The organism is Streptomyces sp. NPDC051664, assembly GCF_044453545.1.
Lineage (GTDB): Bacteria > Actinomycetota > Actinomycetes > Streptomycetales > Streptomycetaceae > Streptomyces.
In genome coordinates this window covers 81,945-95,376 of the sequence record NZ_JBITCU010000013.1, presented here as the reverse complement: position 1 = coordinate 95,376, position 13,432 = coordinate 81,945, and the positions used below count along the sequence as shown (strand labels likewise).

13 protein-coding genes are annotated in these 13,432 nt (G+C 70.7%); 6 read left to right on the top strand and 7 right to left on the bottom strand.

Annotated features, from left to right (window positions below):
* Positions 1 to 59: 59 nt before the first annotated feature.
* Both ACIA8E_RS24130 and ACIA8E_RS24125 read right to left on the bottom strand, forming a co-directional pair.
* Positions 60 to 926, bottom strand: coding sequence for a MaoC/PaaZ C-terminal domain-containing protein (locus tag ACIA8E_RS24130; RefSeq protein ID WP_399301390.1), 867 nt, complete (start codon positions 924 to 926; stop codon positions 60 to 62).
* A gap of 1 nt (position 927) precedes the next feature.
* Positions 928 to 1,851 carry an SDR family oxidoreductase gene (locus tag ACIA8E_RS24125; protein WP_329165169.1) on the bottom strand — a complete coding sequence of 308 codons (924 nt, stop codon included), beginning with the start codon at positions 1,849 to 1,851 and terminating at the stop codon, positions 928 to 930.
* A gap of 398 nt (positions 1,852 to 2,249) precedes the next feature.
* On the opposite strand from ACIA8E_RS24125, the gene ACIA8E_RS24120 reads away from it, so the two are divergent.
* Both ACIA8E_RS24120 and lepB read left to right on the top strand, forming a co-directional pair.
* Positions 2,250 to 2,822, top strand: coding sequence for a hypothetical protein (locus ACIA8E_RS24120; RefSeq protein WP_399301389.1), 573 nt, complete (start codon positions 2,250 to 2,252; stop codon positions 2,820 to 2,822).
* 159 nt (positions 2,823 to 2,981) lie between these two features.
* Positions 2,982 to 3,599, top strand: a complete 618-nt coding sequence (gene lepB, locus ACIA8E_RS24115; protein ID WP_399301388.1) for a signal peptidase I — start codon at positions 2,982 to 2,984, stop codon at positions 3,597 to 3,599.
* Positions 3,600 to 3,643: 44 nt separating this feature from the next.
* Here lepB and ACIA8E_RS24110 read toward each other — a convergent pair whose 3' ends face one another.
* Genes ACIA8E_RS24110 through ACIA8E_RS24100 form a run of 3 tightly spaced genes read right to left on the bottom strand, consistent with a single transcriptional unit; the run spans position 3,644 to position 6,247 of the window.
* Positions 3,644 to 4,657, bottom strand: coding sequence for an NAD(P)/FAD-dependent oxidoreductase (locus tag ACIA8E_RS24110; protein ID WP_399301387.1), 1,014 nt, complete (start codon positions 4,655 to 4,657; stop codon positions 3,644 to 3,646).
* The gene (locus ACIA8E_RS24105; protein ID WP_399301386.1) at positions 4,654 to 5,175 is read right to left on the bottom strand and encodes an isoprenylcysteine carboxyl methyltransferase family protein; all 522 of its coding nucleotides are present in this window, start codon (positions 5,173 to 5,175) and stop codon (positions 4,654 to 4,656) included. Before ACIA8E_RS24105 ends, ACIA8E_RS24110 begins: the two co-directional genes overlap by 4 nt.
* A gap of 7 nt (positions 5,176 to 5,182) precedes the next feature.
* Positions 5,183 to 6,247 carry a type III polyketide synthase gene (locus ACIA8E_RS24100; protein ID WP_399301385.1) on the bottom strand — a complete coding sequence of 355 codons (1,065 nt, stop codon included), beginning with the start codon at positions 6,245 to 6,247 and terminating at the stop codon, positions 5,183 to 5,185.
* Positions 6,248 to 6,289: 42 nt separating this feature from the next.
* Between ACIA8E_RS24100 and ACIA8E_RS24095 the strand changes: the two genes are divergently transcribed.
* On the top strand, positions 6,290 to 7,210 hold the full coding sequence (locus tag ACIA8E_RS24095; protein WP_399301384.1) for a UbiA family prenyltransferase: 921 nt from the start codon (positions 6,290 to 6,292) through the stop codon (positions 7,208 to 7,210).
* A gap of 111 nt (positions 7,211 to 7,321) precedes the next feature.
* Positions 7,322 to 7,717, top strand: coding sequence for a nitroreductase family deazaflavin-dependent oxidoreductase (locus ACIA8E_RS24090; RefSeq protein WP_399301383.1), 396 nt, complete (start codon positions 7,322 to 7,324; stop codon positions 7,715 to 7,717).
* Positions 7,718 to 7,749: 32 nt separating this feature from the next.
* Here ACIA8E_RS24090 and ACIA8E_RS24085 read toward each other — a convergent pair whose 3' ends face one another.
* Complete coding sequence (locus ACIA8E_RS24085) at positions 7,750 to 8,742, bottom strand: aldo/keto reductase (protein ID WP_399301382.1); 993 nt, start codon at positions 8,740 to 8,742, stop codon at positions 7,750 to 7,752.
* A gap of 136 nt (positions 8,743 to 8,878) precedes the next feature.
* On the opposite strand from ACIA8E_RS24085, the gene ACIA8E_RS24080 reads away from it, so the two are divergent.
* Both ACIA8E_RS24080 and ACIA8E_RS24075 read left to right on the top strand, forming a co-directional pair.
* The gene (locus ACIA8E_RS24080; RefSeq protein WP_399301381.1) at positions 8,879 to 9,754 is read left to right on the top strand and encodes a metallophosphoesterase family protein; all 876 of its coding nucleotides are present in this window, start codon (positions 8,879 to 8,881) and stop codon (positions 9,752 to 9,754) included.
* 226 nt (positions 9,755 to 9,980) lie between these two features.
* Positions 9,981 to 12,164, top strand: a complete 2,184-nt coding sequence (locus tag ACIA8E_RS24075; RefSeq protein ID WP_399301380.1) for a discoidin domain-containing protein — start codon at positions 9,981 to 9,983, stop codon at positions 12,162 to 12,164.
* A gap of 351 nt (positions 12,165 to 12,515) precedes the next feature.
* On the opposite strand, the gene ACIA8E_RS24070 is transcribed toward ACIA8E_RS24075, so the two are convergent.
* Positions 12,516 to 13,265 carry a DUF4118 domain-containing protein gene (locus ACIA8E_RS24070; RefSeq protein WP_399301379.1) on the bottom strand — a complete coding sequence of 250 codons (750 nt, stop codon included), beginning with the start codon at positions 13,263 to 13,265 and terminating at the stop codon, positions 12,516 to 12,518.
* Positions 13,266 to 13,432 lie beyond the last annotated feature (167 nt).

Sequence of the window (13,432 nt, the reverse complement as noted above, 5' to 3'; positions counted from 1 at the left end):
CCATGGCCGCGCAGTCTCCGCGGACGGCGTCCGACGGCGTCACCCCGGAGCGACGGGCGTCAGGCGCCAGGGCCGCCCGCCCCGCGGACGGCAGCCCGCCCACGATCGATCACGACTGTTCCGTCGGCCTTGGTGGTACGGAACTGCGCGGTGTCACCGTCCCTCCAGATGGACACGGTCAGCGACTCGCCGGGGTGGACCGGCCTGCTGAACCGGCCCGACATGGAGACGAACCGGGACGGTTCCGATTCCGCCAACGTGTGCAACAGGGCACGTCCGGTCACCCCGTAGGTGCACAGGCCGTGCAGGATCGGACGCCCGAATCCGGCCTTCGCGGCAAACGTGGGATCGGAGTGCAGTGGATTGCGGTCACCGGAAAGCCGGTACAGCAGTGCCTGCTCCGGTCTGGTCGGGCAGGTGATCCGGCGGTCCGGCTCACGACCGGGCTCCGGCCAGCTGTCACGCGGCCCCCGGTCACCGCCGAAACCGCCCTCCCCTCGGATGAAGACGGCACTGCGCGAGGTGATCACCGGATCGCCCGTGCCCGGATCCACGGCCACCGCCTCGCTGGTCACCAGTGCACCGGATCCCTTGTCGTACATCCCGGTGATCTTCGAGGTGACGCGCACGGTCCCCGCCGGCGGCAGGGGCCGGTGCAGGTCGAAGGACTGCTCCGCGTGTACGAGCATCGCCGGGTCGAACTCGCCGATGCTCCGGCCCCGGCCCCCCTGCGCGGCCAGCACGGCGAACGTCGGCAGAACCTGCTGGCCGATGCCGTGCGAGTTCTCCGTGGTGAAGGCCAGTTCCCGCAGCGGGTCGTCCAGCCCGGCTCCGACCCCGACCGCGTAGAGCAGGGTGTCCTTGGAGGTCCAGGTCCGCTCGACCGGTGGGGACTCGATGCCGATCACACTGTGGTCGAGGGGCACGTCAGCGGTCCTCCCCCGGCGCCCGGCCGTTCTGCAGCGCGTTCGGACGGGCCTTGTCGACCAACGCCGGTATCACCCTGTCGAGTTGTGATTGTTCCCAGCGTGATTCGTTGTCAGCGGCCGGTCCCGCATGCCAGCCCTCCGCGACGCTGATCAGGCCGCCGCGCACGTTGAAAACCCGACCGGTGATGCCCCGCGCCGAGGGACCCGCCAGCCAGACGACCAGCGGAGCTATGTTCTCCGGCGCCGACGGGTCGAAGGTGCCGGGCTCCGCCACCGTGCGGTCGGACCGCAGCCCCTCCGTCATACGGGTGAGCGCCGCCGGTGCCACGGCGTTCACCGCGACGCCGTAGCGCTCCAGTTCCCGGGAGGCGATCACGGTCAGCCCCGCGATCCCCGCCTTGGCCGCTCCGTAGTTCGCCTGCCCCGGGTTTCCGTAAATACCCGACGAGGACGTCGTGTTGATGACCCGGGCATCGACCTGCACACCGGCCTTCGCCTGCGACCGCCAATAGGCCGCCGCATGCCGCAGTGGACCGAACGTACCGCGCAGGTGCACCCTGATCACCGCGTCCCACTCCTCGGCGCTCATGTTCACCAGCATCCGGTCGCGCAAGATGCCGGCATTGTTGACCAGCACATTCAGGTCGCCGAAGTGCCTGATCGCGGACTCCACCAGCCTGCGAGCGCCTTCGAAGTCGGACACGTCGTCACCGTTGGCAACGGCCTCACCGCCGGCCTCGCGGATCTGCGTCACGACCTCGCCCGCGGGTCCGGACGAGGAACCGGATCCATCGACCTCCGCGCCCAGATCGTTGACCACCACTTTCGCGCCCTGCCGGGCGAACTCCAGCGCGTGCCCGCGTCCGATCCCACGTGCCGCCCCCGTGACAACGACGACCCGGCCCTCCACGACGCCACCCATACGCCTCTCCCGTCCGCAACTCCGCGCCGGCCCGGCGCTTCAGCGAGCCGGCCAATCATAGAATCGCTTTCTAAAAAGCGTCTCGGTGCGGTAGCCGGATGTCAACCCTCCTGCACGCGCGGCGACTCCGGACGTACGGCCATACCTCAGTGCGGCCTCGGTCCTCACAGCGGACGTCAAGCGGGCCCCTTCTGTTCAGGTCCGATCACACCGCACCGGCCACTGGCCGATCACGCCCGGTCCTGGCGAGCTGTCGGCTCCGACCGGCTGCGTCTTCACGCGCCCTTCACTCCGGCTGCCGGTCGACCGTCAGGCATGCGTCAGGACATGCGGCACCGGCATCAGCACTCCGTCAAGACACGATGACCGGCCGGCTCGCCGTCCTTAGCCTCAGCGCCATGGAACGACGCATCACCCGCGCAGTGCCCGACGGCCGCTCCGGCCGTCGCGGCCGAGTCCTGCCTCCCCCGGGTACGACGGTGTACGACGAGGACTGGGCCGGCCACGTGCGCTTCGCGGTCGGCTGCGCCGCGTCGCTCCTGGGGCTCCTGCTGGCGGTCGACGCGGCCGCCGGCCGGCTCACCTGGCTGCGCTTCCTGCTGTGGGCGGCCCTCGCCACGACGCTTTTCGTGGTCCTGGTGCCACCACGGGTCCGCGCGGGCGCCGGGTGGCTCTCCTCGCGCGGCCTGCTGCGCGCTCACACGGTGCGTACGGACCGACTGGTCTCCGTCCGCTGGTCCGACGGCGTCTCGCAACGTCTGGTGCTCCGCGACGCCGATGGCTGGCGGGTCGAGGTCGACCCGCGGGTGTTCGTCGCCAATCCGGCACTGTGGCACCGGTTGGACCAGGACACCCGCGCCTGCGTGGGACGCGGGACGCTGCTCTGCGGGGTGACGGCGCTGCGTCAGCTCGGGGAGCGTATCGACCGCCGGACGGCCCAGACGGTTTTCCAGGTATCCGGCTTGGAATAGCGACACTCCCCGGCCCGGCGGTATGTCCGCCCGACCCCTCTGCGGTCCCGCCGGGAGAGACCCTCTACGGTGTCGCTGCAGCCACCCGGCTGGAGTGAGGGTCTGAGGGGAGATCGGCGGATGCGGCACGCTGGGCGTTGGCTGTTGATCACGGGGACTGTGCTTGCCGTCCTGGGGATCGTGCTGGCAGCGGGCGCGCTCTGGACCGTCCGTAGCGGCTACACGATGGTCACCTTCTCCGGCGGGTCGATGGAGCCCAGCTACGCTCCGGGCGACCGCATTCTCATCGCGAGGACGTCCGGCGCGAAGGTACGGCGAGGCGATGTCGTGCTCTTCGGCGTGCCGGAGCGGTTCGAGGGCAAGCCGGTGCTGAAGCGCGTCATCGGTCTGGGGGGCGACCATGTGGTCTTCGACGGCACACGCCTGACCGTCAACGACGCCCCGCTCAAGGAGCCCTATCTGAAGGACGGAGAGGTCGACGGCGGGCACGGACCGTACGACGTGAAGGTACCGGCCGGCCAGATGTTCCTTCTCGGTGACCATCGTGCGAACTCCTACGACTCGCGCTACTTCGCGAGCGGGGACCCCGGGACCGTACCCGTGACGGCCGTGCGGGGCCGGGTGCTCGACGACGACACCGCGCCGGTGGTGCTGGGACTGTGCGTGCTGCTCGGCGTCGTGCTTGCCCTCGCGGGTGCCGTCTGTACGTTGGTCGGCTGGTTGACGCGGCGGCGCCGGCCGGCGCCACCTGCGCTGATCGCACGCCCCGCGGCGTAGCCCGTCGCGACGGTCCGGCCCGGGTGGACGCTGCCGGACCGCGCTCAGGCCAGCTGGTTGACCAGGTTGGTGAAGGCTGCGGGGAGACGGCTCGCGGTCGGGACGATGCGGCTGGCCAGTCGCGGGTGCTGCCGGGCCAGGAGCAGCGATTCGGTGAGCAGGCGATGGCGCCGGGAGACCTTGCGCCACGCCCGCTCGTAGGCCTGCGGCCGGTCGTCCCGGACGCAGCGCACCAGTTGAGCGGCTCCGGCGAGAGCCAGCGAGACGCCTTCACCGGTCAGGGCGTCGATGTATCCGGCGGCGTCCCCCACCAGCAGGACCCGTCCTGCCACGCGGGAGCCGACCCGCTGGCGCAGTGGTCCGGCGCCACGCACCGGCGTGGTGGCGCTCGCAGGCAGATGCCGGGCCAGGAGAGGGAAGCGGGCCAAGTGGCCGTCGAACGGGCCGCGTTCCGTGGTCAGGACGGCGACGCCGACCAGGCGTGGGCCCAGCGGGGTGACATAGGCCTCGGCCCGTGGTGACCAGTGCACCTCGACGCAGTCCGTCCAGGGCTCGACCGCGAAGTGGCGGCGCAGTCCGAACCTCGGGGGGCGTGGGTCCGTCAGGTCCAGGCCGAGTTGGCGTCTGATCGGTGAGTGCAGGCCGTCAGCGGCGGCCAGGTAGCGGGCGGTGACGCCTGCCGCGTACACGCTGTCGGCGCTCTGCCGGACGCTGCCCGACCGCACGGGGATCACCCGCACGCCGAGTTCCGCGGCGCGGCGGGCCAGGGCGGTCTGCAGTTCGGTGCGGCGCACACCGCGACCGGGGCCGGGTGCGAAGAGGGCTTCTGCCCGGTGGCGGTCGTCGAGGTAGCGGATTCCGCGCAGCGGGTGTCCGGCGACGGAGACGCCGAGTCCGGCCAGAGCGTTCACGGCGCCCGGCATGAGCCCCTCTCCGCAGGCCTTGTCGATCGGGGTGGGGCGCGGTTCGGCGACCACCGCTTCGAGCCCGGCCTCGGCGGCGTGGATCGCGGTGGCGAGGCCGGCGGGTCCGCCGCCGACGACCAGCAGGTCGATCACGGCGCCGCCGGTGCGGCCCCGGCGAGGGCGGTGTTCTCGCACCGTACTCGGGTCGCGAGGAGCGGCAGGTTGAGCAGGCTGAAGGCGGTCGCGGTGAGCCAGTTGGTGTGGACGAGTGGCAGTGCGACACCCTCGACGATCACAGCGACGTAGTTGGGGTGGCTCAGCCACCGGTACGGTCCGGCGGTGACGAGCGGCAGGTCGGGCACCACGATGACACGGGTGTTCCAGCGTGGCCCCAGCGTGGTGATGCACCACCAGCGCAGGCCCTGGGCGCCCAGGGCCAGGGCGAGCATCGGCCAGCCGAGTGCGGGCAGGAAGGGTCGGCCGCCGAGCCAGGTCTCCGCCAGGCAGCCGGCCAGCAGTCCGGTGTGGAGGGCGACCATGACGGGGTAGTGGCCCTGCCCGTACTCCGCTGCGCCGTGGCGCCGGCTCCAGGCGGCATTGCGTCGGGCGGTGACGAGTTCGGCGAGGCGCTCGACGGCGACCAGAAGGACGAGGACGGTGTAAGGGATCACAGGGCGGCTACCAGCGGAGCAGGACGAGTTCGGTGCAGAAGCCGGGCCCCATCGCAAGGAGGAGTCCGGGAGTTCCGGGCGGTGGTGAGCGCAGCGCCAGGGTGTCCCTGAGGACATGCAGGACGGAGGCGGAGGACAGATTGCCGACCTCGGCCAGCGAACGCCAGGCCAGTTCCAGTGCGCGGGCGGGCAGATCCAGCGTCTCGCGTACGGCTTCGAGTACCTGGGGGCCGCCCGGGTGGCAGACCCAGGCCGTCACGTCCTGCGTCTTGAGGTCGTGGTCGGAGAGGAAGGAGTGCACCTCGTCGCCCAGGGTCTCGCGTACCAGGTTCGGGAGGTCGGCGCCGAGTACGATCCGGAAGCCTTGGTCACCGATGTCCCAGCCCAGTGTGCGTTCGGTGCCGGGGTAGAGGCTGCTGCGCGTCGCGACCACCACGGGCCCGGACCGTTCCTGACGGTGCGGGTGGTTCCGGCCGACCGCGAGGACGGCGGCGGCGCCGTCACCGAACAGTGCGCCCGCCACCAGGTTCGGCACGGATGTGTCGGCACGTTGCAGGGTCAGCGAGCAGAGTTCGACGGAGAGCAGCAGCGCGACCTGGCCGGGGTGGCCCTCGAGGTAGTCGTGGAGCCGGGCGAGGCCGGCGGCCCCGGCCACGCAGCCGAGCCCGAAGATCGGTACGCGTTTGACATCGGGCCGCAACCCGATCCGTCCGGCGAGCCGTGCCTCCAGGGACGGGGCGGCGATGCCGGTGACGGAGGTGGAGATGACCAGGTCGATGTCGCCCGGGTCCAGGTCCGACCGGTCCAGGGCGCCGCGTACGGCCTGTTCCCCGAGCTCCAGGGCGACTTCGATGAACACGTCGTTGGCCTCGCCGAAACCGCTCAGCGCGGCGTACCGTTCCAGGGGCAGGGCCAGGTGGCGGCCGCGTACGCCGGCGGACCGGTGCAGGCGTTCCAGCACGCCGCGGTCCGCGCCCGGAGGCAGGCACATGTCGGCGAAGGCGTCGGTGATCACGGACTGCTCGTACCGGTGCGGCGGGAGCACACCATGGATCGCGATGATTCGCGTCATGCCGTCACCATAGGTGCGGAAGGGATGTTTTGATCGAACATCATGAATCAGACTTTTCAGGCGCTCTCCTTGTCGGCCGCCCCGCCCTCGCCGGCACCCGTACCGGCGGAGCCGGCAGCGCGAGCGGGTGGCCTCGGCCGCGGCGCCTTGGCGCTCCTCCTGTCGGCCCACCCGGCCCCCGCGCTGGCCGTGACCGCCCTGATCACCGCCCTGGCCGTCGCAGCGGGACGCGACGCGTTCGGCAGCTGTCTGGTCGCCCTGGCCGTGCTCACCGGACAGCTCTCCGTCGGCTGGAGCAATGACCGCATCGACCTCGCGCGGGACACCGCGGCACACCGGCGCGACAAGCCGCTCGTCGGGGGCGAGGTGCAGGTGCGTAGCGTGTCGGTCGCGGCGTGTGCCGCGCTCGTGCTGTGCGCTCCCCTGTCCCTCGCGAACGGCGCGGCGGCGGGCGGCGCGCATCTGATCGGGGTGGCCGCCGCATGGTCGTACAACCTCGGCGTCAAGCGGACGCGGTGGTCGTGGCTGCCCTACGCGCTGGCCTTCGGACTTCTGCCCGCCTTCCTCACCCTCGCGCTGCCGGGCCACCCCTGGCCGGCCGCCTGGGTGGTGGCCGCGGGTGCCCTCCTCGGCGTGGGTGCGCACTTCACCAACGTCCTCCCCGACATCGAGGCCGACCTGGCCGCGGGAGTCCGGGGCCTGCCCCAGCGCCTGGGCCGGCGCCGGTCCCGTACCGCCGCGGCACTCACGCTGCTCGCGGCCTCGGCCGTCCTCGTTCTCGGCCCGCCCGGACCGCCGGACGCCATGGGCTGGAGCGGCCTCACGGTGACCGGGGCGCTGGCCGTCGTCCTGTGTCTCCCGCTGGGCACCTCACCCGACAGCCGTCTTCCGTTCCTGGCCACGCTCGGCCTGGCCGGGGCCGACATCGCCCTGCTGGTCGCGCGTGGTACGTCTCTGGGCTGATCACGCGACCGCCGCCGCATCCTGCGCCCCGCCCGGCACCTCGACCAAGGGCTGTCCGGCTTACGGTTGACCTCCGGCGAGGGTCACCGGCACCGACGGGGAGAGTCACACATGTCGAGGTATCACGAGATGAAGTTCCGGGCCGTCACGTCGTTCCAGCGGCGGATCGGGAATCCGATGGTCCGGCAGCTGCCGCGTCAGACACTCCTGGAGACCACGGGACGCACATCCGGACTCCCCCGCCGGACGCCGGTCGGCGGACGCCGCGCCGGGAACGAGTTCTGGCTGGTCTCGGAGTACGGCGAGAAGTCGCAGTACGTACGCAACATTCAGGCCAACCCGCAGGTCAGGGTCCGGATCAAGGGACGTTGGCATGCCGGGACCGCCCACCTGGTTCCGCAGGACGACGCCCGCGCACGACTCAGGACGTTGCCGCGCCTGAACAGCGCCACGGTCCGGGCGGTCGGCACGAACCTGCTGACCGTACGGGTCGATCTCACCGGCTGACCGGGCCGGCCCCGGTCAGCCGCGTCTTCCGGCTACCAGCGGTGGTGGACCTCCGCGCGGATCCGACGGTCGTAGAGGTCCCGTACCGCGTCCAGGGTGCTCTGCGGCAACGGCGGAAGCGATGCGGCCGCCGCGTTGGCACGGGCCTGCTCCACGGAGCGCGCGCCGGGGATGACGCTGGTGACTCCGGGCTGCTGGATGATCCAGCGCAGTGCGGTCTGGGCGGGTGTCGCCCCCTGCGGTGCGAGTTCGGCGAACTCGGCGGCCGCGGCCACCCCGTTGCCGTACTCGATTCCGGAGAAGGTCTCGCCCTGGTCGAACGCCTCGCCATGCCGGTTGTACGAACGGTGGTCCTCGGGGGCGAAGACGGTGTCCTTGGTGTATTTCCCGGAGAGCAGTCCGGAGGCGAGCGGGACCCGCGCGATGATGCCCACACCCGCCGCACGGGCAGCCGGGAGGACTTCGTCCAGCGGCTTGAGACGGAACGGGTTGAGGATGATCTGGACGCTCGCGACGCCGGGGCGGGCAATGGCGGTGAGCGCCTCGGCGCACGTTTCGACACTCACCGCGTAGGCGGCGATCCGCTGCTCGGCGACGAGGGTGTCGAGCGCGTCGTAGACCTCGTCCGAGGAGTACACGGCGGTGGGCGGACAGTGCAGTTGCACGAGATCGAGCGTGTCGACGCCGAGGTTGGCCCGTGAGCGGTCGTTCCAGGAACGGAAGTTGTCGAGGCTGTAGTTCTCCGGAACCTGGTCGGCACGCCGCCCCATCTTGGTGGCGACGAACACACCGGCGTCCGGGCGGTCCTTCCGATAGCGGCCGATGAGCTGTTCACTGCGGCCGTCGCCGTACACGTCCGCCGTGTCGAAGAAGGTGACGCCCGACTCGACCGCCGCGTCCAGGACACCGAAGGCGTCCGCCTCCCGCACCTCGCCCCAGTCGCCGCCGAGCTGCCAGGTGCCCTGCCCGACGACGGATACGTCCTGTCCGGTCCTGCCCAGTGTGCGCTGTTCCATGGGGATCATGCTACGCCGGTGCGCATGGGCCGCCGGGGACGGCCGAGCACCTGATTGTCCCGAACCGCCGACCCGCTCGAACACCGGTTCCCTGAAAGGCTTTGGGTCACCTCGCGCGGCATGCGGATAGAGTGGCTGCCGGGCGATGCCCACGGAGCGAGGAGTTCTTGCCCTGAACGGACACCTGCTGGCGGTCAGCGACCTGCACGTCGCGTACGCCGACAACCGTGACATCGTGTCGTCCCTGCGCCCCGGCACCGACGCCGACTGGCTCATCGTCGCAGGTGATGTCGGCGAGAAGGTCGCCGATGTCGAGCGGGCACTGGCGCTGCTCAGCGAGCGCTTCGCCAAGGTGGTCTGGGTCCCCGGGAACCACGAACTGTGGACCCACCCGAGCGATCCTGTGCGACTGCGGGGCGAGGCGCGCTACCTCCACCTGGTCGACCTCTGCCGAAGCCTGGGCGTCCTCACCCCCGAGGATCCCTATCCGGTATGGGAGGGCGCGGACGGGCCGGTGACCGTCGCCCCCCTCTTCCTGCTCTACGACTACACGTTCCGCGCCCCCGGCGCGACCACCAAGGACGAGTCCCTCGCCATCGCCCACAGGGCCGGGGTCGTCTGCGCCGACGAGCACTTCCTCCACCCCGATCCGTACCCGACGCGCGACGACTGGTGCCGGGCACGGGTACGGGAGACCGAACTGCGGCTGGCCGGCATCCCCGAGGACCACCGCACGGTCCTGGTGAACCACTACCCGCTGGTGCGTGAACCGACGGACGTGCTGCGGTACCCGGAGTTCGCGCAGTGGTGCGGGACGGAGCTCACCCGCGACTGGCATCGCCGCCACCGTGCCGCGGCTGTGATCTACGGGCATCTGCACATCCCGCGGGTGACCCATCACGACGGGGTGCGGTTCGAGGAGGTGTCGATCGGCTACCCGCGCGAGTGGCGGGCCCGCCCGCCGCGCGAGCCACTGCGGACGGTCCGGCTATCGCCACGGCCGTCCGGCCACACCCCCTGAAGCCGACACTCCGTCGGCTGCCCTGCGCTGCCGCCGGTGAGGGCGAACCGATGAGCCGGTCGGTGCCCACCATTCGTTCAACTCTTGTTCCCAACAGGCCCTGAAGCAGCACCTGCTGCACACCTATTGACGTGTCCGAGTCAAGAGAGAAGTATCTTCCGCAGCCTGAGAGCGCTCTCAGGCTGCGCGTCGTGCACCCGCACCACGACTCAGGAGACGAACCCCCATGTACGCACCCCCCGTACTCCGCAGACCTGCCCGTTCATCGACCGGACGACGTGCCGGTGTGCTCGCCGCCGTCGCCGGTCTCGTCATCTCGCTGCTGGCGTTCGTCCCCGCGACCCCGGCGAGCGCAGCGCCCTCGCTGCTCTCCCAGGGCAGAACGGTGACGTCCTCCAGCGAGGAGAACGCCGGCGCCCCCGCCACCTCAGCCGTGGACGGCAACGACGGCACCCGCTGGTCGAGCGCCTTCTCCGACCCGCAGTGGATCAAGGTCGATCTGGGCGCCTCCGCCTCGGTCTCCCAGATCGTGCTGAAGTGGGAGGCGGCCTACGCCACCGGCTACCGGGTCGAGTTCTCCACGGACAACAGCACATGGACCACCGCCTACTCCACCACCAGCGGTCCCGGCGGCACGGAAACCCTGAACGTCTCCGGCACCGCCCGCTACGTCCGGCTGACCGGCACCGCCCGGGCCACCCCGTACGGCTACTCGCTCTGGGAGTTCCAGGTGTTCGGCACCACCGGCGACCAGGGCGGCCCGCAGATTCCCGGCGGCGGCGACCTGGGACCGAATGTGCTGGTCTTCGACCCGTCGACGCCCGGCATCCAGGCCAAGGTCGACGAGATCTTCAAGCAGCAGGAGTCCGCGCAGTTCGGGAACGGCCGCTATGCGCTCCTGTTCAAGCCGGGCACGTACAACAACATCAACGCGCAGCTCGGCTTCTACACCTCCATCGCGGGGCTCGGCCTCAAGCCGGACGACACGACCTTCAACGGTGACGTGACCGTCGACGCCGGCTGGTTCAACGGGAACGCCACACAGAACTTCTGGCGCTCGGCGGAGAATCTGGCGCTCAACCCGGTGAACGGCACGGACCGTTGGGCTGTGTCGCAGGCCGCGCCGTTCCGGCGGATGCACGTCAAGGGCGGCCTCAACCTGGCACCTGACGGCTACGGCTGGGCCAGCGGCGGCTACATCGCTGACAGCAAGATCGACGGCCAGGTCGGCCCGTACTCCCAGCAGCAGTGGTACACCCGCGACAGCTCGGTCGGGGGCTGGACCAACGGCGTCTGGAACATGACGTTCTCCGGAGTCGAGGGTGCCCCCGCGCAGAGCTTCCCCGACCCTCCGTACACCACGCTCGACACCACCCCGGTCTCGCGTGAGAAGCCGTTCCTCTACCTCGACGGCTCCGAGTACAAGGTCTTCGTCCCGGCCAAGCGCACCAACGCGCGCGGCGTCTCGTGGACCGGTACGCCGCAGGGTGAGTCCATCCCGCTGAGCCAGTTCTACGTGGTCAAGCCCGGCGCCACCGCACAGACCATCAACGCCGCCGTGCAGCAGGGCCTGCACCTGCTGTTCACGCCCGGCGTCTACCACGTGGACCAGACCATAGACATCGACCGGGCGAACACGGTCGTCCTCGGCCTGGGGCTCGCGACGATCATCCCGGACAACGGTGTGACAGCGATCAAGGTCGGCGACGTGGACGGCGTGAAGCTCGCCGGGCTCCTGATCGACGCCGGTCCGCAGAACTCCTCGGTGCTGCTCCAGGTGGGCCCCGAGGGCGCCTCTGCCGACCACTCGGCGAATCCGACCACCGTGCAGGACGTGTTCATCCGGATCGGCGGTGCGGGCGCCGGCAAGGCCACCACCAGCATGGTCATCAACAATGACGACACCATCGTCGACCACACCTGGATCTGGCGCGCCGACCACGGAGACGGGGTCGGCTGGGAGACCAACCGTGCCGACTACGGGCTCCGGGTCGACGGAGACGACGTCCTCGCCACCGGCCTCTTCGTCGAGCACTTCAACAAGTACGACGTGCAGTGGAACGGCGAGAACGGCAGGACGATCTTCTTCCAGAACGAGAAGGCGTACGACGCACCGAACCAGGCCGCCGTCCAGAACGGCACCATCAAGGGGTACGCCGCCTACAAGGTCGCGGACTCGGTCAACAACCACGAGGGCTGGGGCCTGGGCAGCTACTGCTACTTCAACGTCGATCCGACGATCCGTCAGGACCACGGCTTCGAGGCCCCGGTGAAGCCCGGGGTGAAGTTCCACGATCTGCTGGTGGTGTCCCTGGGTGGCCAGGGACAGTACGAGCACGTGATCAACAGCACCGGTTCGCCCACGTCCGGCACCTCGACCGTTCCCTCGACGGTGGTGTCCTTCCCCTGAGGAGGGTCCGGCCCCGACCAGGTGAGGTCAACGGATGACGTGGGGCCCGGCAGAGACTGCCGGGCCCCACAGCCGCGTCTCACGCGCTTGCGGTCATTCGGACCGCACGTCTCGTACGCCCCCCGCCGTCGGGCCGGTGCCGAGTGCTGGGGACTCGCCCCTCGTCGTACGACCGATCACCGGGAAGAACACGGATGACCGGCATGCACGACCCCGATCCGGTCGGGTCCGTGCCGGGACAGGGCACGCCGCAACCCCGCGAGGTCGTGCGCCGGGCGGAGCCGGACCCGGCACGCCGGCTGACCGGGGCGGCCGTCCGCCCTGTTCGGCGGGCGGCCTCCCCGGCCCGCCTCAGCCGCCCGCCGGCCGGCCTGCCGTGTCGAGCGCGGCGCCCGCCTGGTCGGCCAGTGTCACGGCGACAAGGCGGGCCTCCAGCGTCGGTACGGTTCCCGGCGTGGGATCGAGCATGTACCTGCCGACGTAGTGGCCCTGCCCGCTGGCCCGCAACTCGATCTCGCCGTCCGGCCAGCCGACGCGCGCGACGTCCCAGCACCTTCGCCCGACGGACACACTGCCGTCCTGTTCCAGCCTCGGTGGCCGCCCCAGCAGGGTTCCGTACTCGAACCGGCAGCCCCGCAGCTGCAGCAGCTCGACGAGCTCACCGCGCACATGGGCGACGACGGCGTCGGCGGAGGTCGTCGCCTGCGCCAGTTCGGCGGTGTCATGGATTCGGGAGAGATGGCCCGCATCGGTCACGGCGATCACCTCGAGCCGCCGTACCCGGGCGGCCAGCTGCGAGACGATCAGACCGACGATCAGGAGCAGCACGGCCGTCTCGATGTCGTCGCCGCCATTGATGGTGAACCGCTGATACGGCTGGGTGAGGAAGAAGTCGAACCACACGGCCGCGGACAGCGCCGCCACCGCGCCCGCGACGCGGCTGCCGAAGGCGGCGACCGCGACGACGACCACGACGAGTACGAGGGCGGCATTGGTCCTCGACAGGTCCGTACGGAACGGCACGAGTGCCAGCGCGACCAGCAGCGGCCCCACCAGCGCAGCCACGAGTGCGAGCCGGTCCCGGAGCAGTTGGCCGGTCATGAGTCACCTCCTACGCCCTCCGTATCACGGGCCGCCGGTGGCCGCTCGGCGAGATCTTCATGTGCGCACCCCAGGCGGTGATGATCACTCGCCCGCCCGGGCCACGCCACGGACCGGTCGTCCGCGCCACCGTCCGGTTCAGTCCGGGTCCGCCGCGATCCGCGCAC